The organism is Gordonia sp. VNK1 (genome assembly GCF_040049135.1).
Classification (GTDB): Bacteria; Actinomycetota; Actinomycetes; order Mycobacteriales; family Mycobacteriaceae; genus Gordonia; species Gordonia oleivorans.
This window is the reverse complement of record NZ_JBDZDJ010000001.1, coordinates 350,590-373,672: the sequence shown is the minus strand read 5'-3', so window position 1 is coordinate 373,672 and position 23,083 is coordinate 350,590. Positions and strand designations below refer to the sequence as shown.

General features: G+C 67.0%; 24 protein-coding genes. 8 read left to right on the top strand and 16 right to left on the bottom strand.

Annotated elements, in window-relative coordinates:
* Both ABLE94_RS01530 and ABLE94_RS01525 read left to right on the top strand, forming a co-directional pair.
* Positions 1-720, top strand: a complete 720-nt coding sequence (locus ABLE94_RS01530) for a DUF5134 domain-containing protein (RefSeq protein WP_348806742.1) — start codon at positions 1-3, stop codon at positions 718-720.
* A 5-nt stretch (positions 721-725) separates the two neighbouring features.
* Positions 726-1,604 (top strand): AlbA family DNA-binding domain-containing protein, encoded by an 879-nt coding sequence (locus tag ABLE94_RS01525; RefSeq protein WP_348807850.1) that lies wholly within the window; start codon positions 726-728, stop codon positions 1,602-1,604.
* 13 nt (positions 1,605-1,617) lie between these two features.
* Here ABLE94_RS01525 and ABLE94_RS01520 read toward each other — a convergent pair whose 3' ends face one another.
* Together ABLE94_RS01520 and ABLE94_RS01515 are read right to left on the bottom strand one after the other, a co-directional pair.
* Positions 1,618-2,409, bottom strand: coding sequence for a hypothetical protein (locus ABLE94_RS01520; RefSeq protein WP_348804894.1), 792 nt, complete (start codon positions 2,407-2,409; stop codon positions 1,618-1,620).
* Complete coding sequence (locus tag ABLE94_RS01515; protein WP_348804895.1) at positions 2,396-3,157, bottom strand: HipA domain-containing protein; 762 nt, start codon at positions 3,155-3,157, stop codon at positions 2,396-2,398. The genes ABLE94_RS01520 and ABLE94_RS01515 overlap by 14 nt, the downstream gene beginning before the upstream one ends.
* A 356-nt stretch (positions 3,158-3,513) precedes the next feature.
* On the opposite strand from ABLE94_RS01515, the gene ABLE94_RS01510 reads away from it, so the two are divergent.
* Positions 3,514-3,888, top strand: coding sequence for a VOC family protein (locus ABLE94_RS01510; protein WP_348804896.1), 375 nt, complete (start codon positions 3,514-3,516; stop codon positions 3,886-3,888).
* A gap of 102 nt (positions 3,889-3,990) precedes the next feature.
* Here ABLE94_RS01510 and ABLE94_RS01505 read toward each other — a convergent pair whose 3' ends face one another.
* From ABLE94_RS01505 to ABLE94_RS01490, 4 genes are all read right to left on the bottom strand, one after another.
* Positions 3,991-4,362, bottom strand: a complete 372-nt coding sequence (locus ABLE94_RS01505) for a hypothetical protein (RefSeq protein ID WP_348804897.1) — start codon at positions 4,360-4,362, stop codon at positions 3,991-3,993.
* Positions 4,363-4,578: 216 nt separating this feature from the next.
* Positions 4,579-6,303 carry an Hsp70 family protein gene (locus tag ABLE94_RS01500; RefSeq protein ID WP_348804898.1) on the bottom strand — a complete coding sequence of 575 codons (1,725 nt, stop codon included), beginning with the start codon at positions 6,301-6,303 and terminating at the stop codon, positions 4,579-4,581.
* An 11-nt stretch (positions 6,304-6,314) separates the two neighbouring features.
* Positions 6,315-8,204, bottom strand: a complete 1,890-nt coding sequence (locus ABLE94_RS01495) for a dynamin family protein (protein ID WP_348804899.1) — start codon at positions 8,202-8,204, stop codon at positions 6,315-6,317.
* The gene (locus ABLE94_RS01490) at positions 8,204-9,595 is read right to left on the bottom strand and encodes a dynamin family protein (protein ID WP_348804900.1); all 1,392 of its coding nucleotides are present in this window, start codon (positions 9,593-9,595) and stop codon (positions 8,204-8,206) included. Before ABLE94_RS01490 ends, ABLE94_RS01495 begins: the two co-directional genes overlap by 1 nt.
* A gap of 146 nt (positions 9,596-9,741) precedes the next feature.
* Between ABLE94_RS01490 and ABLE94_RS01485 the strand changes: the two genes are divergently transcribed.
* From ABLE94_RS01485 to ABLE94_RS01465, 5 genes are all read left to right on the top strand, one after another.
* Positions 9,742-10,077, top strand: a complete 336-nt coding sequence (locus ABLE94_RS01485) for a hypothetical protein (protein WP_348804901.1) — start codon at positions 9,742-9,744, stop codon at positions 10,075-10,077.
* 73 nt (positions 10,078-10,150) lie between these two features.
* Positions 10,151-10,720, top strand: a complete 570-nt coding sequence (locus ABLE94_RS01480) for an RNA polymerase sigma factor (RefSeq protein ID WP_348804902.1) — start codon at positions 10,151-10,153, stop codon at positions 10,718-10,720.
* Positions 10,721-10,850: 130 nt separating this feature from the next.
* Positions 10,851-11,195, top strand: a complete 345-nt coding sequence (locus tag ABLE94_RS01475; protein WP_348804903.1) for a hypothetical protein — start codon at positions 10,851-10,853, stop codon at positions 11,193-11,195.
* Positions 11,196-11,242: 47 nt separating this feature from the next.
* A complete protein-coding gene (locus ABLE94_RS01470) occupies positions 11,243-11,596 on the top strand; it encodes a hypothetical protein (RefSeq protein ID WP_348804904.1) in 354 nt (117 codons plus the stop codon).
* A 432-nt stretch (positions 11,597-12,028) separates the two neighbouring features.
* Positions 12,029-14,251 (top strand): HNH endonuclease signature motif containing protein, encoded by a 2,223-nt coding sequence (locus ABLE94_RS01465; protein ID WP_348804905.1) that lies wholly within the window; start codon positions 12,029-12,031, stop codon positions 14,249-14,251.
* Between the two features lie 284 nt (positions 14,252-14,535).
* Here ABLE94_RS01465 and ABLE94_RS01460 read toward each other — a convergent pair whose 3' ends face one another.
* Genes ABLE94_RS01460 through ABLE94_RS01415 form a run of 10 tightly spaced genes read right to left on the bottom strand, consistent with a single transcriptional unit; the run spans position 14,536 to position 23,083 of the window.
* Positions 14,536-15,069, bottom strand: a complete 534-nt coding sequence (locus tag ABLE94_RS01460) for a hypothetical protein (protein WP_348804906.1) — start codon at positions 15,067-15,069, stop codon at positions 14,536-14,538.
* Complete coding sequence (locus ABLE94_RS01455; protein WP_348804907.1) at positions 15,066-15,971, bottom strand: serine/threonine protein kinase; 906 nt, start codon at positions 15,969-15,971, stop codon at positions 15,066-15,068. The genes ABLE94_RS01460 and ABLE94_RS01455 overlap by 4 nt, the downstream gene beginning before the upstream one ends.
* A gap of 15 nt (positions 15,972-15,986) precedes the next feature.
* Positions 15,987-16,958: an MlaD family protein gene (locus ABLE94_RS01450; RefSeq protein WP_348804908.1), complete on the bottom strand. Its 972-nt coding sequence runs from the start codon at positions 16,956-16,958 to the stop codon at positions 15,987-15,989.
* On the bottom strand, positions 16,955-18,016 hold the full coding sequence (locus ABLE94_RS01445) for an MlaD family protein (RefSeq protein WP_348804909.1): 1,062 nt from the start codon (positions 18,014-18,016) through the stop codon (positions 16,955-16,957). Before ABLE94_RS01445 ends, ABLE94_RS01450 begins: the two co-directional genes overlap by 4 nt.
* A complete protein-coding gene (locus ABLE94_RS01440) occupies positions 18,013-19,134 on the bottom strand; it encodes an MlaD family protein (RefSeq protein WP_348807849.1) in 1,122 nt (373 codons plus the stop codon). Before ABLE94_RS01440 ends, ABLE94_RS01445 begins: the two co-directional genes overlap by 4 nt.
* Positions 19,134-19,883, bottom strand: a complete 750-nt coding sequence (locus tag ABLE94_RS01435; RefSeq protein ID WP_348807848.1) for an Mce/MlaD family protein — start codon at positions 19,881-19,883, stop codon at positions 19,134-19,136. The genes ABLE94_RS01440 and ABLE94_RS01435 overlap by 1 nt, the downstream gene beginning before the upstream one ends.
* A complete protein-coding gene (locus tag ABLE94_RS01430) occupies positions 19,880-20,191 on the bottom strand; it encodes an MlaD family protein (protein WP_348807847.1) in 312 nt (103 codons plus the stop codon). The genes ABLE94_RS01435 and ABLE94_RS01430 overlap by 4 nt, the downstream gene beginning before the upstream one ends.
* A complete protein-coding gene (locus ABLE94_RS01425) occupies positions 20,179-21,195 on the bottom strand; it encodes an MlaD family protein (RefSeq protein WP_348804912.1) in 1,017 nt (338 codons plus the stop codon). Before ABLE94_RS01425 ends, ABLE94_RS01430 begins: the two co-directional genes overlap by 13 nt.
* Before the next feature lie 5 nt (positions 21,196-21,200).
* A complete protein-coding gene (locus tag ABLE94_RS01420; protein WP_348807846.1) occupies positions 21,201-22,223 on the bottom strand; it encodes an MlaD family protein in 1,023 nt (340 codons plus the stop codon).
* Positions 22,220-23,083, bottom strand: a complete 864-nt coding sequence (locus ABLE94_RS01415; protein WP_348807845.1) for an MlaE family ABC transporter permease — start codon at positions 23,081-23,083, stop codon at positions 22,220-22,222. Before ABLE94_RS01415 ends, ABLE94_RS01420 begins: the two co-directional genes overlap by 4 nt.

Below are 23,083 nucleotides of genomic sequence, written 5' to 3'. Positions count from 1 at the left end.
ATGATCGCCGACGAGTTGCTGCGGTGGGTCGTCACGATCCTGTTCGGACTGGCCGCGGCGCAGTGCCTGTACCTGATGGTCGTGAAATCGATGCCCTGGCAGGCCTATGTGGGGCATGCACTGCACCTGGTCATGTCGGTCGCGATGTTGTTGATGGCCTGGCCGTTCTCCTCGGACTGGCCGACCATCGGCCCGCTGTGGTTCTTCGTCGCCGCGGCGGTGTGGTTCCTGGCCAGCCTGGCGGTGCCGAACTCGTCGCGCCCTGCCGTCGACTGTGGTTGCGTCCCACCGACATCCACCACCACCGGGCGGGTGGCGGCGGTGTACCACGCGGCCATGATGGGGGCGATGGCCTGGATGTATGCGGTGATGAACGGCAGCCTGCTGCCGGGAACCCCTGCGGCGCAACCGATGGCGTTGGCGATGGGCCCGGGTGGTGTGGGTTCCGGCCACACGGTGGTGCTCGCGCACAGTCACGGTGGCGGCGACATGGGCGGGATGGACATGACCCACATGGCACCGCAACCGGGCTATGTGGCGCCGCTGAACTGGGTGCTGGCGCTCGGGTTCGCGGTCGCGGCGGCCGTCTGGCTGTATCTGTACTTCGATCGTCGGCGACGTGCCGGTGCGCCCGACGACGTGCTGTCCTTCGCCGGCGATCTGTGTCAGGTGTTCATGGCGACCGGCATGTCGATCATGTTCTTCGTCATGGTTGTCTAGGACGCATGGGACGTGTGTATGAGTCGGTGGCACCGCTGTGGGTGACGGCGATCTCGCTGGTGGTCGTGCTGATAGTGGCCTGGGTGTTCGGTGCGATCGCGCGTCGGCTGCTGCGCCGCCGGGCCACCCTCAACGGCACCACCGCGGTCGTGCTGGCGATCATCGGCTCGGCGTTGGGACTGTTCATCGCCGGGGCGATCAAGCCCGACACGCACCTGTGGCAGCCGATCGCGATCGGGTCCGCCCTGCTCGGTTCGATCGCGGTCATCGCCGTCTACGGGGCGGTCGCCGCGCATCTGCAACGCCCCCAACGCGCGGGCGTGGCCGAGTTGATCGCCGCGGGCGAATCCGCGCAGGTCGAGTTCAAGTCGACGGCCCGGATCAACACGCGCACCGGTGAGAAGGATCCCCGGATGGAGCAGGTGATCGTCAAGACCGTGTCGGCGTTCCTCAACGCCGACGGCGGGACGTTGCTGATCGGCGTCGACGACGAGGGCACACCCCTGGGTCTCGACGCCGACTACGCCACCCTCAGGGTGCCCGACGCAGACCGCTTCGAGTTGTGGCTGCGTGACCTGCTGACCACCGCGCTCGGACAGAATGCGGCCACCGCGGTCGACGTGTCCATCGAGGACGTCGCGGTCCCCGATTCCTCTGGGACACAACCGGTCTGCCGGGTGGTGAGCCGACCGTCGCCGCGGCCGGTGTACCTGCGCCCCGGCAAGAACGCCCCACCGGAATTCTGGGTCCGCACCGGCAACTCGTCGCGCCACCTCGGCGTCGACCAGGCCGCCGACTACGTCATGCACCGCTGGCCGTTGGGTGCCGGCGCCGCCCTCGCCGCCCAGGCGCGCTCGGCGGTGCGGTTCTCGGCGGGTGGGTGAGGTCCGGAGTCCGTCAGTCTCCGGCAGTCCGGGCCGGCCGCCACTCCTCGCGGTCGAAGACGAAACCCTCGCAATGACCTTCGAGGCGCAGCAGCAGTCTCAGGTGCGCGTGCGTCTCTGGCGGGTTCGCCCGCACGACTGTGAGAGTATGGTCGCCTCCGTCGAGGACTGAATACACGTAGTCCAGCAATGGACTCGGAACGAACCCGAGATGAAGATCACCATCCATGATCTGGATGGCACGGGGGTCTCTGGGATTGGTCGGATCCGGAAGCAACGTCAGCACATGGTCGTCGGCGAGGCCGGTGATGTGTTCGCTGACCTTCGCACCGCGATGGCGCACCCCGTGTGCCAGGAAGTGCGCTTCGGTCGCACCGGTATCGGGACTGTAGGTCGGTAGCGAGACCAACTCAATCGGATCGCCTTCCCGGTGTCCGCCGGAGGCGGACAGGATCTCCCACGCGTCAGCGTCCCCCGCGAGGTCCAGTGTTGCGAGGTACTGCGGCCGGTCCGGACGCTTCGCGCTGATGACGCGTTCGGCGAAGGAAGGGAACAGTCGAGGTGATGAGTAATGCCGATGACGGTCTCGGAAGCCGATGACCGGTACAAAACCCACTTGATCGGCGACCGCTGCGAGATAGGTGAACTCGTACCTGTCGGCGTCGTCACGACGAACTCGGTCGAGGTATCCGATCGGGCGGTAGGTGCTGTCATCGACGTCTCGCCGGGTGACGATCAACCGCGACGTCGCTGACTGCGGATCGGCGTACGCCGACGACAGGTCGAGCAGATCAGTGGAGGACATCGCGGAGTCGCTTTCGGTTGGTGGTGACAACGGTACGCAAGAAGGTACGGGTCTTGTCTGACATATCCGGGATACGATCAATTACATCGTGGCATGCCCCGAGGTCGACGGCACCAAGTTGCCTGTCCCAGTGCAGACGCGCGTCGGAGGAGCACATCGAGAGCGCCTCGGCTGCGAGATCGACCAAATCACGCGGCCGGCCACCGTCGAAGCGTTTCGTCTGGCCCCGATGACACCACTGCACGACAGACCCATCATCGACACGCGATGCGCGGTTTCTCTCCATCTCCACAGCGGCGAGCGCCGACCCGTGATCGAAACTGGGACCGAGGTAAGTCGCACCCGTGGCCTGGTCTTGTAGGAGACCCCAATTGTGTGCGTGCCGATCGGTGTTGGCGATCCACGCATCGAGCACCAGATACCCAACCCATACGTCGAACGCCGGCCAGTCGGCGTAATCGGTGCCGACAGGACCGGTGATTGCGGCACCTGTCAGCACATCACGAACTGCGCGCAGCGTATGCCCGACGCACGTGTCGGAGTCGAAGTCATCGTCTGCTTCGGCGAGCAGCGATGCACCAGGAGCCCACGACCACCCTGGACGTCGCATGTCACGACTCATTGAGCCACGAACATGCGTGCTCTCGCCCAGCGGGATCACTCTGGCCAACTCGGTGGCGGCCGCCGGAACCCCAACCTGCACTGCCAGCTCGTAACCGACCTTCTCCGCCCAGTCTTCGCCTGACACGAGGACATCTGGGCTCTCTCCACGGGCCTGTCGAGCTCGTGAAAGGACGAGCGTCTTCTCCGTCCTGGGCTTGAACAACCAGTGCCCCACGTACGGTGAAGCTTCAGGAGCATGAAACCACCGCTTTCGTTCATCACCTCCTGGCTCAGACGCGCCACGAGTCCATCCACACAGGTCAACGACGCCGAACATCGATGTCACGAAGCGACAGTAGTACTGCACAATCCCCAACTACGACTCCAACACACGGCCCGACCCCCGCCCGAATCGCGGACCGAAATCGTCCGCAATGCGGGCGATGCTGACTCCATCGGTGCGCAACGCATTCGATCCCTCGACCCGAAAGGCACGTGCTCATGGACTGGACCCTGGAAGTCGCATTTCTGCCCGTCACCGACGTCGACCGCGCGAAGGACTTCTACACACGCATCGGCTTTCACCCCGACCACGATCAGTCGCCGTCCGAGGACATCCGCTTCGTGCAGATGACCCCTCCCGGGTCGGGGTGCTCGATCGCGTTCGGCACCGGCCTCATCGAGGGTCGGCCGCCCAATGCCGGAACCCTCATGCTGTGCGTGTCCGACATCGAGGCGGCCCGGCAGGCGTTGCTCGACGGCGGCGCCGACGTCTCCGAGGTCGACGTGCAGCCGTGGGGACACTTCGTCTACTTCGACGACCCGGACGGCAATCACTGGAATGTGCAGTACCTGCCGTATCGATATGGGAAGTGAGTCCACCGACCCGGTGCGCGCCTCCCCGGCACCTTTCACCTGCTCGGCTCCCACATGCGCGCAATGCATTCCGTGCATGTGGGAGTTGCGCGTGTAGCTACCTCACTTGATGAGGGTCTGGTTGTCCCAGCCGATCATGCTGTCGTCCTGCTCGATCACCAGGTGGTCGATTCCAGCCGCAACGGCGTCGATGACGAGCCGGTCCAGGCAGGCCGATCGGGCGTCCCTATCCGCACAGGCACGGTCTGCGGCGCGGTAGACCCACGCCCGCACTGGCATGCGGCCGATGGCGTCAGCAATCTCGCGTTTACGTGAATCGCGCTCACTACGCATGTGAATGCGGTGCTGGCCCGGCTTGGTGAGACTTCGCAGCGCACCTCGAGTGTCGGCGAAGTCGGCATCGACCATGATCCCCGCCACCAGGACGAACCCTTTCTGCTTCGTCTCGTCGACGAAGATGCGACGCGCGGACACCTGACTGTTCTACCCCCGAATAGCGCGAAACCCCAGTGCACAGTCGTCCGGCTGCGTCTGGGGTCCACTTCCCACAAGCTCAACGCAAGGGGCTTGCCTCACATACTAAGGACCCGTCCGAGGCACCGCAACATGCCGGCTTGACTCACGGGATCTGCACGCGCAACTCCCACATGCACGGAATGCATTCCGTGCATGTGGGAGTTGCGCGTGTAACTACCTCTCCGGATCGTCGAACGCCACGACGATGTGGTCCGCGGGCCCCTTCGGCACCGACGGCGCCACCTCGACACCCTGTGTGCCGCCACGTAATTGCGATCCGTGGCGGCCCACCTTCACCCGGCCATCGGGCATCCGCACGACGGTCAGACCGTCGGGCCACTCGGTGATCTGGTTGCCCGATCGGTCGAGAGATGTCCGCGGTTCACCGAACGGCAGCGCGGACTTCGGGGCCGGCACCGAACCGGGTCGCGGCGGTGCCGGAGGGGGCGCCGGTGGCGGTGGTGGGGGCTGGGCCCGAGTCGCGGGGTTCTCGGCGACGACGCCGGCGGGCACCCGGTGCAGCCCGGCCCACCTGTCGCGGGCGACGACCGTCGGGCCGATCGCACCGAACACGGCGCCCGGTGCCACCGTCGCACCGACCACCAGGTCGACACCGGACAGCACGCCGTCGGCGGGGGCGGTGATCAGCACCGGGGTTGCCGCGGACTGCACCCGGGCGATCGGTTCGCCGGTCCGCACCCGTTGACCTTCCCGAGCGAGCACGCCGGCCACGACGGTTCCGGGCGCCAACGCCGGCATCATGATCCGCACCCCGGTCGCGGCGAACGGATTCGCCTCGGCGGGAACTGCGGCGGTGCCGACCGGGACGTCGATGTTCGTCGAACGCAGCAGCCCACCTTGGGCGACAACGGTTTTCGGATCACCGATCCGACCGATGCGGCCGACCCCGGACAATGCGGCCGCCACGCCGGGGATGTTGCTGGTGCCGCCGGTCAGGTACACCACCGGCAGGCTGGCCCGGCCCGACACCGCGTCGGCACCCTCGATCGCCTGCCGGGTCAGATCAACCGCACGTTGCACGTAGGGCGCGATCATCTCCTCGAATTCGCGGCGGGTCAACAGGATCGGTCGTCGCCCGCCGGGTAGTTCGATCGACGTCCGCGAATCCTCCGACAGGTTCTCCTTCGCGATCCGCACGTGATCACCGAGGGCCAGTGCCGCGGCCGGTTCCCGCAGCAGCGCAGGCAGTTCCGGGTCGAGGCGACCGGCCTCCTCGAGCACCCAGCGACGCAGCCGGGCGTCGAGGTCATTCCCGCCGAGGGTGTTGTCGCCGCCGGACCCGATGACGGTGAACCCACCGCTGTCGTGCGCGAGCACGGCGACGTCACAGGTCCCCGCCCCGAAGTCGAAGACACACATCCGTTCGTTGGCCGCCACGTCATGTCCCTGATGGACGTAATACCATGCGGCGGCCAGCGATTCGGATACCGTGCGGATCTGCTCCGGCCGTATTCCGCCCCGTTGTGCGGCGCTGCGCAGGATCGCCTGACGACGTTCACTCCAATTGTCCGGGTGGGTCAGGATGACGGTGTCGAAGGAGCCGAAACCCGAATACCGCAGCGCGGTCCGGTGTACGTGATCGAGGACGACGCCGATGATCTCCTCGACCGGCCAGAAACGGTCACCGAGTTCGATCTCGCCTTCCACCAGGCGGGATTTCGGGGATTCCTCGTAGGCGTCGGGACGGTGCAGTCGTATCGCGCGGGCGGCGGAACCCACCACGATGTTGCCGCCGTCGGCGCCGACCGCCGACGGCATCGTCACCACATCCGCCGACAGCGGCACGACGACGGGGTCGGCGGTGTCGACCCGGAACGCGGCGGCGGTGTTACTGGTACCGAAGTCGATGCACAACCGTCGCCTACCCTGCGATGCCACGCCCGCCACCGTCAGCTCCCGTCGTCGGACGCCGGCGCTCCGGCCGGTTTCTGTTGCCCGACCGGACGTTTCAACACGGCCACGATGTTCTTGCGGATGGTGTCGATCGCGGTGACCTTGGCCCGCAGCTCCGTCACGGCCTGCTTGCGGTCCTCGGCCGAGCGCTTGGATTCGGCCGCCGCGTCGTTGAGGATCTTCGCCGATTCGGCGAGCGCACTTTCGAGTTGGAGATCGTAGGCCACCCGCAGATCCCCCATCGCCTGCGCGTTGAACGCCTTCAACTGCGACCGCACGTCACCCTTCATGTCGTTGACCGCCTTGGTCAACCATTTGCGGTGATTCTCCTTGCCGGTGCGGGTGGCCCGGAATCCCATCACGATGCCGGCCCACACCGGCAGGGCGATGAAGCCCACGCCGGGGATCAGCGCGAGCGGTCCACCGGAGGCCATGGTGGTGATCAGGATGGGATCGAGGAAGTTCTTCCACGGCGACACCTTCTTCTCACCACGCAGGTGCAGATCCTCCTGCCCCTCGGTGAGGCGGTCGAGCACCGAGACGCGAATCTCACTGTCGGAGAACAACTCGTCGGCGATCTGTTCCACCCCGACGACGTAGGCGGCAGAGACCCGGCGGGCCACCGCCTCCAGGTCGACGGTCATCTGCGACACCAAGTCCTTGGAGGCGCGCGGTATCTCGTAGAACTTGAGCTTGTCAATGCGACGCGACCACTGATCGAAGAGTCCGTCGAACTCCTCGCGCAACATGTCGTCGGAGGTCACCGACAACGCCGCCATGTCCTGCTGGAGGCGGGCCTGCCATTCCCGCTTGTGATCCTTGAGGCCGGCGAGTCGTTCCCGCTCGGCCTCGATCTCGACGCGCACCGCCGGTGCGGCCTTCACCGTCTCGATCTCCAACAGCAGTCGGGTGCGCACCGTGTCGAGTCCGCCGAAAACCACCTGCAGCGCGTTGCGTTCCGGCGCATCCGAGGTGGCACGCACCAACGGGGTGAGCGCGCCGACGAGGTCGGTGACACCGGAGGCGGCCCGCGCCCGCGTGGCCGTCTCGGGGTCGGCGATCGACGCGGCCTGCGCGGCCACCCGATTGGACACCCCGATGATCGGCGCGTGCGCGAAACGTGGTGCGTGCCTGCCGATCAGCGCGCGATTCTCGGCGACGACGGTGCGCCACTGACGCATCACCAGATCGATCTTCGTCACCACGATCACCACCGACGAGATCTCCGCGCCCACCGCACCGAGGAACTCGAGTTCGGGGGCACTCATCGGCGCCGTCGCATCGCAGACCATCACCAGCACACCCGCGCCGCGGCTCGCACTCATCACCGCCTCGACGTGTTCGGGTATCAGCGATCCCACGCCCGGGGTGTCGACGATGACGGTGTCGGGAAGCACCGTCGAGGCGATGCCGACACGCGCCGACACCGCGGGTACGCCGACCGCCACGATGGCATCGTCGGCGCCGGAGGACGCCTGCGCCGTCACCGTCCGGCCCTCGTCGGCACCGCCGACGGTGACCCAGTCGGCGAGTGCGGCGACATCGATACGGTGTGTCACACCGGGGAATTCGATGTCGGCGGCCCCGACGGGCAGGTCGTCGGTGGCGGGCACGTACCGCACGTAGATGCTCGTCGCCATCTCCGTGTCCACGGGCGCCACCGGCGCGTCGGCCGGTGCGCCGACCAACGTGTTGACCAATGAGCTCTTGCCCCGGCTGATCTCGCCGACGATCACCACCGACGCCTCCGGCGGCGCGGCCGCGGCCACCCGCAGCGCACGGTCGGCGATCGCATCGTCACCGTGTTTGCGCAAGGCGTCGACGGCCACCCGCAGTACCGTCGCGGCGCTCGGTGGCGCCTTGCGGGGCGCGGCCTCCTGACTCATCACGCCGTCCACAGGCCGCGGCGGACGAGCTGAAATGTCTGTTCCAGCACCAACAATGCCTCCCGTTCGGCCGAGGAGCCGGCCAGTGATCGCCGACCGCGGTAGTCCACCGCGCGGGACCGGGCGGCCGCGTCGATGTCGGTGGGTGCCGCACCGGGTGGCAGTCCGAGCAACACCCGCACGTCACGCACCGCCACCGCGTGCCCGAGGTCGGCGACCACCTCACTGTCGGGGTGCCACCTCGCGAGGGCCTCCAGCGCGGCGACCTCGCGGAGCCGGTGCAATTCCGGCGCGGACTCGGCGTCCTCGATGGCCACCAGGATGGCGGCGCGATGCGGACTGCGGGTGGCGAGGTCTCGCAGTTCGCCGAGCATGGTGCGGGCCTTGAGCACGTCACCGACGGCGACGAATCGTCGTCCGATCGCCTGCCGGAGATCTCCCACCCCGGAAACCCGTTGCAACCATTCGCAATAGGCCTGCGCGCCGTCGGCGGCGATCTCGGCGCCGTCGTCCATGGCGTAGGTCCCGACGAGTTCCTCGAGCCGGCCGAGCAACTCCACGTCGATGCCCGGCGGCGCCGGCGCGCCACCGTCGATGATCGACAGCAGTTCCCACGTCTCGAGTTTCCCGCGCGCCGCGATCGCGGCCGTCTCCCGTTCGGTGACACCGCAGACACCGGCCTCGGCCATCAGACCCGACACCGGCACCACCGCACCCGCGGTGGCCGCGAACCGGCGCTGGATGCGGCGGGCGATCTCGAGCGCCTTGAGCATCGGTCGCTCGTCGGCGATCAGGTCGGCCTGGGAGATCACCAGGATGGTGTTCTGTGCCGACGCCCCGCAGTTGCGGAGGAACTCGACCTCGTCGGTCTTGGGACCGCCCGCGTCGTCGAGGAGGAAGAGGATGACATCCGGGCGCGGCAACCCCGACCGTCCGCTGAACACCCGCCGCGTGGCGGTCTCGGCGGTGTCGGTGAAACCCGACAGGCCGGGGGTGTCGATGATCTGGAAGAAATCCCGTAACAGCCGCGACGGTGTGTACGCGACGGCATGATCGATGTCGCGGGCCGGCCGCCCGAGGTCGCCGCGCACCGGTCCGGGCACCTCGGTGACTGTCCCGTCCATCCCGATCACCTCGACGCGCTGCGGCGCACCGGCCCGGTACAGGGTGGCCACGCGGGTGCATTCGGCCCGATCGGTCGGTGCCACCCGATCACCGACGAGCGCATTGAGCAGAGTCGACTTCCCCGAACTGACCCGACCCGTCACCGCGACGGTGAGCGGGGCGTCGAGGTCGGCGCGTAACCGCTGCGCCACCTCACGCTCACCGATCCGGGCGACATCGTCGAGTAGTTGCCCGAGCCGGTCGCGTAGGGTCGTGCGCGTTGCCACCGCGTGGTGCCTCCCGTCGGATGTCAGGTCGGTCCGTCGAATCTGGTCGGCCACGGGAACATTCTGGCCCGTGTACTACTCAAAGAGGGTAAACGGGCATCGCAAGGGTGCGCGTATCAAACGACCGACCGGGACGGAGTGCGGCGATGACCGACGACACCGACGACATCGAGACGTGGCTGGCGGCCAACGATCCCGCATCCGACCTGACCGCACCGGACGACGTCTGGGAGTCCGCACTGGCGACCGCATTCGATCCCGACGCCGAAGCCGACGATGACCTGACCGCGCCGGCCGGTGCCGACCCGGCCGACGACGCTGACGGGGTCGACGGTGACGGGGTCGGTCTGGATGAGCTCGACGAGGCCGGCACTGATCCGGACGACGGCTGGATCGACGACGACCTCTCCCCCGCCGATCCCACCGACGACGACCCGTCCTGGGATGGGGACGACTCCGACTCCGGCGACGCCGACTTCTGAGTCGGCAATAGTTCGCTCGCCAAACAACTTTCATCCCATTCCCCAGCCGCGTTCCATCTCCTACGATGAGCGGGTGCCCCCGCACGGCGGCCCTTCGGCCACGTCCGCCTCGTCCCCGGCCGTCGACACCGACACGGCCGGCCTCCTCGCGCGAGCTCAGGGCGGCGATCAGCAGGCATTCGCCGAACTCGTCTCGGCGCAACGTGATCGCATGTGGGCGATCTGCCTGCGGATCACCGGCAATGCCACCGACGCCGAGGACGCCCTCCAGGAATCGCTCGTCGCCGCATGGCGCGCGCTACCCCGGTTTCGTGGTGACGCCCGCCTCTCGACGTGGCTGTTCCGCATCGCCTCCAACGCCGCACTCGCTCAGATACGAAGGCGTGCAATCACTTCCGACATCGATGACGTCGAGCTGGAATCGGCCACCGACATCGCCGGGCAGGTCGTCGTCGCCGACCGCATCGCCGAGGCACTCGCGCAACTACCCGACGCCTACCGCGCCACCTTCGTCCTGCGCGTCTACGGCGACCTGTCCTACGCCGAAATCGCCGAGGCCCAGGGCATCGGGCTGCAGACCGTCCGCAGCCGGATCTCCCGCGCGAGAACGATCCTGTCCGAACTCCTCGCAGATCTGAGGTGATGCCTGAAGGTTCCCACGTGCAGTGGTCCTCCATCGAACGAATGACATCGGCAACCGCTGGAACATTTCGGGGCTGTGCGTGCTCCAACCAGACAGAAGCACAACACCACCTCCCGAAAGGAACCCCACCATGACCACCACCTCCTACACCGACATCGACGGCGACGGCATCAACGAGACCGTTCAGGTCGGCGACACCAACGGCGACGGCGTCAACGACACCCTCGCGGTCGACGCCGACGGCGACGGCATCTTCGAGTACGGCGAGTCCGACACCGATTTCGACGGCGCCACCGACACCGCCGTCTACGACACCGACGCCGACGGCAGCTACGACTACGCCGAGATCGACACCGACGACGACGGGATCACCGACCTCGCGATCGCCGACATCGACGGTGACGGCGAATTCGACGAGGAGACCGCGGTCCCGCTCGACGAGGATGCGGCCGACGACGGCGGCTTCGACGCCTGACCTGACCGATCCACCTTCAACCCACCCACCACCCCAGGAGACATGACATGACCGAACAGCCCGTGGACCTCGACGACGACGGCGTCACCGACGGCTACGCATCCGACACCGACGGCGACGGCGCCATCGACACCGTGGCGGCCGACCTCGACGGTGACGGCGTCATCGAAACCCTCATCACCGACACCGACGGCGACGGGGTCGGCGACCTGATCGAGGTCGACACCGACGGCGACGGCTACACCGACACCGCAGCCCTCGACACCGACGGCGACGGCGAGTTCGAGACCTCCATCCTCGACACCGACGGCGACGGGTACTACGACACCGCCGTCGACGAGGACGGCAACGTCGTCGATCTCGAGGAGTCCGGCGACGACGACGGCGGCATCGACGCCTGAGCCTTCGACTCACCGCCGGCGCACGGGCCCCCGCACTCTCCACGAGTACGGGGGCCATGTCGTTGATCGAGCCCCATAATTCGTTGGTCGAGCGCCCTCATCCCGCCGGCCAAGCACCCACCTCCGCCGGCCGAGCACCTTCGTCCGGCCGAGCACCTTCGTCCGGCCGGGCACCTTCGTCCGGCCGAGACCCCATCCGTCGGTCGAGCCCCATAGTTCGTTGGTCGAGCCCCATAGTTCGTTGGTCGAGCCGGGCGGAGCGCTAGCGGAGCCCGTGTCGAGACCCGGTGACACAAGGCTGGAAATAGCCAGCACCCCAACCACATTCACGCATGCACACCCTGTGGATAGAAAACCCTTGCGATTCACGTAGAAGACGGCTATAATAGAACACACAGCCACAACGGCCTTCTCGGGGGAGGTGACATCAGCATGACAGACACCACCGACAGTCCCATGTCACGACCACTGCAGCTGATGCACCAACTCTCCGAAATCCTGGACGAACTTGCCAAGACTCCGATGACCGCCTGCTCCGACACCGAAGTCATCGAAGCGGCGAAACTGTCCGAACAGATCGCCACCCGCACCCACTTCCAGGGCGACCGCGCGATCCTGGAAATCTCCGATCGCAGTGTGCACCGCAAAGTCGGCAAAGTCAGCCTGTCGAACTTCCTGAACTACGATCTGCGGATCGCGCAACCCACCATGCGCATCGCCCACATGAAGGCCACCGCCCGATTCCACGGACTGACCGGACAACCGGAGGAACCGAAATTCCCGACGCTGTCGACCGCGTATGAGAAGGGTTTGATCGGTCACACCCACCTGTCCGCCGCGTTGGAAGCCCTGGACAACATTCCGAATGCCGTCCCGCATGACAAGAAAGTCGCGGCCGAAGCCACCTTGGGTGAGAAAGCCACCGAACACATCCCCGCCGATATCACCAAGATGGGTGCCCGGATTCTGGCGCACCTCGACCCCGACGGACAGTTGGTGGAGGAGAAAGAACGCCAACAGCGCCGTAACTTGTGGATCAACCAGTCCCGTGTCGATGGGATGGCGAAACTCAATGGGCATCTCCCGCCGGTCACCCGTGCCTTGTGGGACTCCATGTTGGATGCGTGGGCGCAACCTGGGATGAATAATTTGAGTGATCTGGAGTCGCCGACCGGTGCGATCGGGGATGCTGACCCCGATGTGTTGGCGGCGGCGGTCAAGCGTGACGATCGTTCCCAGGCGCAACGCAATCATGATGCCATGCACGTCCTGTTGGTGTCGGCGATGAAAGAAGGCGTGCTCGGCAAAACCCACCGCGGACTACCGGTCGCGTTGATCATCAAAACCTTCCTGCAAGACCTCCTCGCCGGTGCCGGGTATGCCACCACCGCCTCCGGATCCACCATTCCCATCCCGGACCTGCTGAGTGCGTTGGGTGACATCAAGGATCCCAATGATCTGCAGCAGTTCCTGGCGGTGTTCTCCGACGCCATCGACCTCCCGTTGTATCTGGGGCGCGCCCGACGCCTGGCATCCACCGAGCAGCGGATCGCGTCGTTCTCCCGCACCGGCGGTGAAGTTTGCTCGTTCCCCGGCTGCGGGCAACCCGCATCGCATTCGGAAATGCATCACGCCAAAGAGGACTGGGCTGACGGCGGGAAAACCGACATCACCGATCTGGCGCCGGCGTGCGGGCCGCACAACCGGATGGTCGGGCCGAATCCGGGCCAGTACACCACCGGCATCTACGAAGACGGGCCGCTGGCCGGTCGGTGCTGGTGGCAACTCAACGCCGCACCCGGCATGCCGGAGAACCCGAAGATCGTCAACGATCACCCCGACATCACCGCACTCTACGAGCAGAAACTCGACCAGATCCGCGACCAGATCCACCGCGACCACAACGACGCTGATAGTGGTTCCAGCGCAACCGAACCCGCAGACACCGACGTGGTTGATGTCGACGTGGTCGATGCCGAAACTGATGACATCGAAGCCGCCGCCGAAGCAGAGGATGAGACCGAGTCGGTCGATGCCGACGCCACCGCCGACGTCGATGTACCGGCCGATCCCGACGACGAGGACACCGCGTCGTCGTCCGTGGATGCCGAAACCTGGTCCGATCGTGGTGTTTCGAGTGACGATCAGGCTCCGACTACCGGCTCCTCGAGCATCGGCGACAGCCTCGATATCGCAGACAGCGTCGACCAGGACGACGATCACGATGACGATGTGTGCGATCAGTCCGAACCACCCGTCGACGAGTACGATTCAGGCGCAGCCCAATCCGATCCCGTCGAGCCCCGACCACCCGACCAGCGGGACGGGCCCGACGCCGCAGGCGGCGAGCACCCCGACGAACCCGGTGTCACCGACACCGGGGAACTCGAGGACGCCTACGACTCGCCCGGCATCGAGGTCACCGCTGATCCCGGCGATCCCGGCACCGCGGGCACGCTTCATGGTGCCTCGAGTGCCCGTATCCGCGTCCGCGGCACGGTCACCGAAGGACAGGCACGTCAGCACCTCATCCGTATGGGCCGCGTCGAGCCCGAGGTCGAGCGACACGAGATGGACGCCGCCGGCATGTATCCCAGCAACCGGGGCGCACTTGTCCTCGGCGCCATGCTCCATGACGGTCTCGACAGCTCCTGAACCATCCCGTCCCACCGGACCATCCCGAGCGGTGCTACCGCAGAAACGTTGTGGCCGTTGGGAGTTCCAGCCTTGTCTTACGAGGCCTCGACCTCGACAAGCTCGGCCCGGCGGACACGGTCCTCCGTTTCGACGGAGCTCAACGCGGCGGCTATCGCTCCGGACCGGCCCGACCGGCGAGACGGATCGGCCCGACCGACAAGCTGTGGTTGCCGACCAGCGGAAGTGGACTCACCTCGTCGGCGGGCCGGTGGTCGAGCACGCTCATCACTCGTGGCGACCGCTCACGATGACCGTGCTGGGCTCCTGTCTGTTGTGACGCGGTCCGCCACGTCGATGTGCCGCGGTACCAGCAGGACTCCGGCGATGCAGCCGATCACGGCGCATCCCAAGGTAATCCATGGCCACGCGGTGAGCGTCACCGTGTCGGACTGCAGGTCGATGGACTTCCCGAGCGCCGCGGTCCGCAGATCCGCGTCGAGGACGAACCACAGGGCAGCGGCCATTGCGAGCGCCGACGCGGCGATGCAGAGGTGGCCCGCCCGGCTCGGGCGGTAGGACGGAGCGGTCCGCCACAGGGCCACCACCGTCACCAGGCAGATAGCGGCCAGGATCGTCGCGCCCGGCGCCGTGGTGACTCCGAGCACGCGGACACTCTCGAATGCGCCGGGATGGCTGACCGCGTCACCGGCGACGTCGGAGGTGTCGGGAATCGTCATGCCCCGGCCCCGCGCCCACGGCATCAACACGGCGATCGCCGCGACCCCCGAGGTCAGCAACAGCACACCCGACCACCGGCCCCCGCCGCTGCGGCTCACGGCGTCGACGGAGCCGGTGTCACCGAGGGGGCGCCGGGAGTGGCCGGCGCCTGGGTGGGCGCGGCGGAATCGGCGGGCGCGACGTCGGGGGTACCCGTTCCGGTCGAGCCGTCCTGCGCCGCGCCGGCGATCCCGGCCACATCGGTGATCAGCCAGTTGTCGTCACGGTCAAGGGTCACCGTGTAGGGGGTGACGGTATTGAGTCCGGCGGGATTCTGGGTACTCGTCATGTGCGTCGAGACGAAGACCTGCACCACGAACTGCCGATCCGCGCGGACGTCGACCGTCGTCGCGGCGATGAGCGTGGCGGTCTGATTCCACTGCACCTCCTGGATGAGCGGGGTGAGGGTCTTGACCGCCACGTCGAAGCGTGAGGTGAGTTCGGGGGCAGTGCCCTTCTTCAGTGCCGCCGACCAGGGAGCGAGATCCCGGAAGTCGAACGTCGCCGCACCCACCGCATAATCACCGGCGACGCGTTCGGCTGCCGCCTTGTCGGCGGCGAGTTGCTCGGCTGCGCTGAGCTGATCGGACCGCTGACTCAACAGGATCGCGAGCACGGTCGTCGCCACCAACGCGGCCACACACAGCGCGACGAGTCCGACGATCACCGGATGCCGTCGGGGACGCAGGTTCTCGGTGAGTTGCGCGCGCAGCGACGGTGCCGGCGTGACGGCCGGCGGCGCTGATGCGGTCTTGGTGGCGGACTTGGCCTTCTTCTTCTTCTTCTTGGCCGGTGCGGCAACGGATGTGGCGGACCCGGAATCGGTCGACACCTCCTCGGTGGCCCCGGTCGTGTCAGTGGCCCCGGTGTCGGTGGCCTCGGTCGTGTCAGTGGCCTCGGTGAGGTCGGTGATCTCAGTGATCTCGGTGGTCTCGGTGGTCTCGCTGATGTCGGTGGACATGGGCTGCTCCTCGTCTCAGTTCGGGATGGTCACGTTCAGGCGCACGCTGTCGCCGGGCAGCATCTGCATGACCCGGTCGACCAGGGCGGCGATGTCGAGATTGGCCAGCGGGCTGCCCGACCGCTGCGCCGCGGGCAGTAGGGTCTGCGCCAGCGAACCGATGGGCGGTGCGATCGTCGCCACCAGCGGCGCCGCCCGGTTGAGCGTCGGCTTCCACCGCTCACCGATGAGTTCGCCGCCGCGGGTGAAGTCGGCGAAGGGTTTGACGCTGGTGACCACGCGCCGCAGACTCTCGCCCGCGTACAGCAGTTCGGGGCTCGTCGCCCGGAGCGCCGGCCCCACCCAGTCGGCGCGTTGCAGGATCGACGTCGCATTGCCGATGACCGTCACCAGCGCCGGTTGCGAGTAGATCATCGTGGCCGCGAGCAACTGGGCGGCCGGAGCCAGGCGGTCGACCGCGTCGTCGGTTCCGGCGAGCGCGGCCGACAGGGTCTCGACGAGCCGATTGACCAGACCGGGATCGACCTGATCGAGCAACTTCTCCGCCGACCCGAGAAGCTCGGGCACCGATGCGGGCACCTCGACGGCGGTGGCCGCGACGTGGTCGCCGTCGGCGAGAACCGCTGTACTGACGGCACTCTGGGGTGTCACGACGATGCCCGATTCGCCGAGCATCGACTGCGCGGACAGGTCGAATCGGCTGTCGACCGGGATGTCGTAGCGGGCGTCGTAGGCCACGGAGATCTGCACCGCCGATCCCTGATAGCTCACCGAGGTGACCTCGCCGATGTCGACGCCGCGCAACAGCACCGCCGAACCGGCATGCAGGCCATTGGATGTCGGGACGGTCATGGTGACGGTCGTCGTGTCGTCGAGAGGTCGCACGTCGAGGACACCGAGCGACAGATACGCCACCGACGCCACCAGCACCGCAACGGTTCCCACGATGGCGGCGATGTTGCGGACGAGCATCGCGGTGCCGGTCATCGCAACGCCCCCATCATCCGCAGCACCGACGCCACCGAACGCGTCACGTCGGCGTCGTCGAGGGTGACCTGGTCGACGGAGATCGCGCCGTCCTTCACGAACGGCACGATGTCGGTGCGCGTCACGTCGATCAGCGCGCCGATGTTGCCGTTGAACTGCGTCGAGTGGGCCGAGTAGCTCCGCAGCAGCGGAACGAGTTCGTCCAGGAAGGGATTGAGTTGGGCCAGTCGCGGGGTCAGCCAGCTCAGCCCGGCGGCCAGCGCACTGGATCCGGCGACCAGTTTGAATCCCTCGTTGACCGAGTCGAACACCGCGCGTATGCCGAATTGGCCCTTGTCGCCGAAGGAGTACCCCAACGCATCGGGGTTGGCCGCCATCTCGGCCGAGGCCTTCTGCAGGCTGGTGATCATCGCGTCGAGATCGCGCGTGCCCGCAGCCAGGTCGGTGATGTCCTGCGCGCCGACCCGGGATGCGCCGGCCAGGTCGCCGCCGGTGTCCACCGACTCGTTGATCTGCCGGATCGAATCCTGCACGCGCAGAATCGATCCACCGGACATGAAGTCGGCGAGGTTGACGATGATGTCCTCGACCTGCGGGCCGGGATCGGTGTCGGCGATGCCGATCACCGCGCCGTCGGGCAGCATCGACGACGACGGAGAAGTCCCCTCGGGCGGGATCAGCGCCACATAGATGTCGCCGAGCAGTGTCGACTGCCGCAGTTCGGCGGTGGAACCGGCCGGTACCCGGGCCTGCGGTGCGAGGTCGATGCTCAGGCGTGCGGCGTCGGGCACGAGACCGATCGATTGCACTGTGCCGATCTGTGTTCCGCGGGCCAGCACCCGCGCGCCGAGCGGCAGGTTGACGACGGAGGCGAAGTCGACGTAGAGGGTCGAACCACCCGATGACGCGGTGAGCCGCGGCAGCAGCGTGACCGGATTGGTGCCGGCTCCGACGATCGCCGTCACCAACGCGGCGACGACGGCGAGCACGCACATCGCCATCGTCAGGGCACTGCGTATCCGGGCACCGCGTATCCGGGCACCGCGGCGCGCGATCATCGAGCACCTCCCTGCACCAACCGGGCGACGACCTCGGTGAGGTTCACCTCGGCGACCGACCCGGACGACGGGTCGCAACCGCCGGGATCGGCGCGATTGACCAAGGCGCACAACGCCGCACTGTCGGGGGTCCGCACCGCGACCCGCGGTGCGCGGTAGGACACCTGGAACGCGGCGGCCTTCCGGTTGATCGTCGTCGCGAGATTGGTCGCGATCCCGGGTGTCTTCTCCAGGATGGCGGTGAGGTCATCGGTGTGGGCGATCGCCACGGTGACGAAGGGCATGGCGACATCGGCGGTGTCGAGCACCGGGGGCAAGACATTGCCGAGGAGGTCATCCAGGCCGGGTCCGGCCTCTCCCAGACCGTCGAAGATGTAGACGAAATCCTCGAACAGCCGGGCCATGAAGAACGTCAATGATGCTGCGTTGACCCCGATCTCACGGATGGGATCCCAGTTCTGGTCGGCGACGTCGGTGAGGACGGCCAGGTTGTCGAAGACGGTGCGCATCTGGGCGAGGAAGTCCTTCGGGTCGGCCATCAGCCGGGACAGATTGGTGATCGTGGCGTTGATGTCGGGGCCGGTGCCGTCGAACTGTCGGTCCACCGCGGTGAGCAGTCCGCCCACCGGGGCGGCGGAATCCGTTCCACTGCCGCCGATCTCGTCGAACATCGTGGTGAAGGACGAGAACGCCGCGCTCACCGAGATCGGTGTGTAGGACCGGCTGCGCGGTATGCAGTCGCCGCCGGCCATCGTCGGTCCGCCGCGGGCCTGCGCGTCGACGAGTTCGAGCCGGCGGTCGGCGAGCACCGAATTGTTCACCGCGACAACCCGTGCCGTGGCAGCGATCGGCCGGTCGTCGTCGATGGACATGTCGACGGTGACCTGCCCGTTGTGCGGCGCTATCCCGGTCACGGTACCGACGCGGACCCCTCGGATGTTGACCGCGTTGCCGACGTAGAGTCCCGCCGAGTCCGGCAGCTGTGCGCACAGTGCTCGTTTGTCGTTGTCGGACAACCGGAGCCAGACGACCACCGCACCGATCATGAGCGTGACCACCAGCAACGCCGCGATCAGCGCCGCGACGCGACCACGGGGACGCACCACCCGGACGCTCATCAGCAGGTCCGTCCGGCGATCGGGATGCAGACGACGGAGTCGTCGATCACCTGGTCTCCGAAGTCCAGCGACACCCCGTTGGGCGTGACGATGGCGGAGAGCCTGTCGGCGATCTCGCGGAGTTGCCGGATGGCCTCACCCATCTTCGTCGACATCTCGTTGACCTGACCTGCCGTCGCGGCGAGCTGATGCAGGGGCGGACCGATCCGGGTCTCGTAGGGTTCGCCGAAGATATCACCGACGTAGAGGACCATCTCGGCGAGTGCATCGTAGGTCTGGATACCGCGATCCTTGTAGCCGATGATCAGCGGCAGCACCGAGCGGATCCGGCCGATCATCTCGACGATCGTATCCCGCTGCGCGGCAAGCGTTGTGGTGTACTCCCCACCCAGATCGGCGATGGATTCGAGTTGCTGTTGCTGTTCGTCGAGGAGTGCGGTGATGTCGGCGGCATTCGACAGGATGCCGCGGACCGAGCCGGGTGCGGCATCGAGACTGTCGGTGGCCGCGACGGCGGTGTCGCGCATCGTCAGCGCGTCGATCCGGCTCGCGGTGGAGGCGGCGGCGTCGAGGACCTCACCGGTCGAGTACGGGATGGTTATCCGATCCTTGGGAATGGCGTTGTCGCCCAACGGTGCTGTTCCGGCCGGCAACAGCGCGACGTAGGCGCCGCCGACCACGGTGAGCATCCGGACCTGCATCGAGGTCTGGTCGCCGAGGAACACCGACGAGTCGACGTCGAGGGTCACCTCCACCTCCCCCTCCCCCCCTCCCCTTCCCCCTCCCCCAGGGTCACCGCGGTCACGTCACCCACCGGTATCCCGGCGACCCGCACCTCGGTGCCGCCGGTGATTCCGCCGCTCTCCTCCATCACCGCGTGATACTGGGTGCGCCCGGGTGGCCGAAGATAGAACATCGACGTCACGGCCACCAGGATCACCACCACGACCACCAGTCCGATGGCCCAGGCGAGTTCGCCGCGGCGCCCGATCTCGTCACGGACCGCGAAATCCTCGATGCGGGTGCGCAGGGACGCACCGCCGGTCAGGCGCGACACAGCGTCACCTTCCCGCCGCCGAGCAGCACGGTTCCCATGGCGGGCAACGCCATCCGGCCGTGCGAACAGTTCGCGTCGATCCCGGACTGCCCCATCGTCGCGTTGATGGTGGCGAGCATCGTCGGCACCATCGACAGCGTCTCGGTGAGGCGTGTGGTGTCGGGGATGAGTTCCATCAGCCGGGCGGAGATGTGATCGTGCCCGCCGAGGCCGAGATCGAAAGTGCTCTTCATCAATTCGACGATGGGCGGAAACACCTCCGAACCCGTTCCGAAGGCCTTCTTGAGGAGGTCGAGACGATTCTCGAGCGTGTCGAACAGCATGCGCATGCTCGACATCAGGGTGGTGATCATCGACGACTTGCCCTGCAACTGGTCGGACACCACACCGAGGTTGGTGAGGATGACCGTGATCATGGCGCGTTTGTCGGTGGCGAACTGGGTCAGTCGATCGATGTCACCGAGCACCGCACCGATCCCGACGCCGTCCTCACCCTGGATCAGGTGCAGCAGGTTGGTGGCGAAGGTGTTGAACACGGCCGGGTCGGCGCCGACGAGGATCGGCCGAAGACCGTTGAACAGCTTGGTGATATCGAAGGAGCCGACGGTCTTCGACGCCGGGATCACCGCGGCCGGGTCGATCGGGGCGTCGGACGAACCGCCTGCGCCGCCTTCGGTTTCGGTGATCGCGAGATACCGCTGACCGACCAGATTCTGAAATCGGATGGCGAGTTGGTCGTGCCCGGTCAGCCGGTTGCTCGTGCGCACCGAGAACGTCACCAGCGCAAGCCCATCGGACTGCAGCTCGATGTCGTTGACCTTTCCGACCGCGACACCGCGAATACGGACGTCGGCGTTCTCGTGCAGACCGAACACGTCGGTGAACTCGGCCCGGTAGGTGTCGGTGTCGCCGCCGACGGGCCGGTTGATCGCGGTGACGATGGCATACAGCGCCAGGATCACCACGGCCGCCACGAGAAGCAGACGCATGACGGCCGAACGCACACTCCTCACGATCCGGCCCCCGATCGTGCGAGCAGCTGGCTCATCGGGGTCGAGAAGCCGGGCACCAGATCGACATTCACCTCGGTCGACAGGGTGGTCCTGCCGGTGCGCGGGTCGGTGTGGAAGGCGCCGCCGAATCGGTCGATCAGCTCGGCGAGCTGGGCGGGGGTGACCCCGCGCAGCGCGGTGCCCAACGGCGTCGTGAACGCGTTGACCAGATCGAGGGTCGCCCCGAACGGGCTCATCCCGTTGAAGAGCGCACCGAGCCCGGAGAACAGATCACCGATGTCGCCGATCATGCTGGTCACGCTGGCGGTGTAGGCATGGTCGGCCAGCAGCGGATTGGTCAGCGTGGTCTCCAGACCGGTGATCGCCGACGCACCCGCCACCGCCACACCGTCGAAGGCGTCGGTGGCGCCCGGCAGTAGGGTGCGTATCCGGGCGGTCTGTCCGCGTTGCAGGGTCTGCAGCGCGACGGTGGTGGCGGTCATGAACGGTGCCAGCCGAATGGTGGTGTCGCTCAGATCTTTCAGCAGATCGCTGAGTTCGGGGGTGAGCACCGGCAGGGTGACGCCGCCGGCGCTGCGCATGACGGCGGTCATGGTGTTGTCGGCCGGCGGCGCCGCCAGGGTGATGACGCTGCCCGGTCCGACCGCCCTCCCCGTCGTCGCCGGACTCAGTCGCACGGCGTCGGAGCCGAACAGGTTGCGGGAGACGAAACCGACCTGTGAGTCGTCGGTCAGCTCGCCGAGGTGGTCGCCCTGGGCGCAGATCGTCAGGCGGGTGGAGTCGGGCCGGGAGATGTCGAGATCGCAGACGGTGCCGATCGTCTCCCCGCGGACGTCCACCGGCACCCCGTTCTGGATGCCGTCGGGCACGCTCGGTGCGACGATGTCGAACTCGACCATTCCGTCGTCACCGGAAAAGGGCTGGACGACAAGCAGTGCCACGATCGCAACGATGGCCGCGACCGTCAGCAGTCCACGGATGCGCAGGGTACGCGCGGAACGCTCCCGTCCTCGTGTCATGTGAAGTTCAATCCCGAGTTGAGGCCCCAGAACATCAGCGACATCGCCATGTCGGCGGTGACGATGAGCACGAGACTGGCCCGGATGGCCCGTCCGGAGGCGATGCCGACGCCTTCCGGGCCGCCGTGGGCGAAGAACCCGTAGTAGGTGTGCGCGATGATCACGATCACCGCGAAGACAACGACTTTCAGCGTCGAATAGATCACGTCGACCGGACTGACGAAGGCCTCGACGTAGCGGTCGTAGGCGCCGGCGGACTGCCCGTAGAAGACGCTGACCACGATTCGTGAGGACAGGTACGCCAGGCACAGCGACACCAGGTAGAACGGGACGATGGCGAGCACACCGGCCACCACGCGGGTGCCCACGACGAACGGGATCGGCCGAATGGCCTGCGCCTCAAGGGCATCGATCTCCTCGGAGATCCGCATCGATCCGATCTCGGCGGTCATCCGGCAGCCGGCCTGGGCGGCGAATCCGACGGCGGCGATGATCGGGGCCATCTCGCGGGTCGCGGCGTAGCCGGTGATGAGCCCGGCCATCGGGGACAGATTCAGCGACGACAGGCTGGTGACGCCGAGGATGCCGATCATCCCGCCGACCGAGAGACCGAGGATCGCCAGCACACTCGCGATGCCGCCACCGACCATGATCGAGCCGTTGCCCCAGGTGGTCTCGGCGAAGGCCGCCATCGTCTGGGTCCGGTAGGCCCGCACCGTGTGTGGCAGTCCGGCCAGCACGTCGAGGACGAAACTCGTCTGGCGGCCGATGTGTTCGAAGGGACGTCCCGCCGACCGGCCGGCGCGCGACAGGCCGGGGAAACGGGTGCTGGGGACGAAGCCCGTCGTCTGCGGGGCCAC

Bases quoted from the DNA above. Each gene is read 5' to 3' on its own strand.
- ABLE94_RS01530 (WP_348806742.1), top strand. From the start codon at position 1: ATGATCGCCGACGAGTTGCTGCGGTGGGTCGTCACGATCCTGTTCGGA.
- ABLE94_RS01525 (WP_348807850.1), top strand. From the start codon at position 726: ATGGGACGTGTGTATGAGTCGGTGGCACCGCTGTGGGTGACGGCGATC.
- ABLE94_RS01520 (WP_348804894.1), bottom strand. From the start codon at position 2,409: ATGTCCTCCACTGATCTGCTCGACCTGTCGTCGGCGTACGCCGATCCG.
- ABLE94_RS01510 (WP_348804896.1), top strand. From the start codon at position 3,514: ATGGACTGGACCCTGGAAGTCGCATTTCTGCCCGTCACCGACGTCGAC.
- ABLE94_RS01495 (WP_348804899.1), bottom strand. From the start codon at position 8,204: ATGAGTCAGGAGGCCGCGCCCCGCAAGGCGCCACCGAGCGCCGCGACG.
- ABLE94_RS01485 (WP_348804901.1), top strand. From the start codon at position 9,742: ATGACCGACGACACCGACGACATCGAGACGTGGCTGGCGGCCAACGAT.
- ABLE94_RS01475 (WP_348804903.1), top strand. From the start codon at position 10,851: ATGACCACCACCTCCTACACCGACATCGACGGCGACGGCATCAACGAG.
- ABLE94_RS01470 (WP_348804904.1), top strand. From the start codon at position 11,243: ATGACCGAACAGCCCGTGGACCTCGACGACGACGGCGTCACCGACGGC.
- ABLE94_RS01465 (WP_348804905.1), top strand. From the start codon at position 12,029: ATGACAGACACCACCGACAGTCCCATGTCACGACCACTGCAGCTGATG.
- ABLE94_RS01455 (WP_348804907.1), bottom strand. From the start codon at position 15,971: ATGTCCACCGACATCAGCGAGACCACCGAGACCACCGAGATCACTGAG.
- ABLE94_RS01450 (WP_348804908.1), bottom strand. From the start codon at position 16,958: ATGACCGGCACCGCGATGCTCGTCCGCAACATCGCCGCCATCGTGGGA.
- ABLE94_RS01445 (WP_348804909.1), bottom strand. From the start codon at position 18,016: ATGATCGCGCGCCGCGGTGCCCGGATACGCGGTGCCCGGATACGCAGT.
- ABLE94_RS01440 (WP_348807849.1), bottom strand. From the start codon at position 19,134: ATGAGCGTCCGGGTGGTGCGTCCCCGTGGTCGCGTCGCGGCGCTGATC.
- ABLE94_RS01420 (WP_348807846.1), bottom strand. From the start codon at position 22,223: ATGACACGAGGACGGGAGCGTTCCGCGCGTACCCTGCGCATCCGTGGA.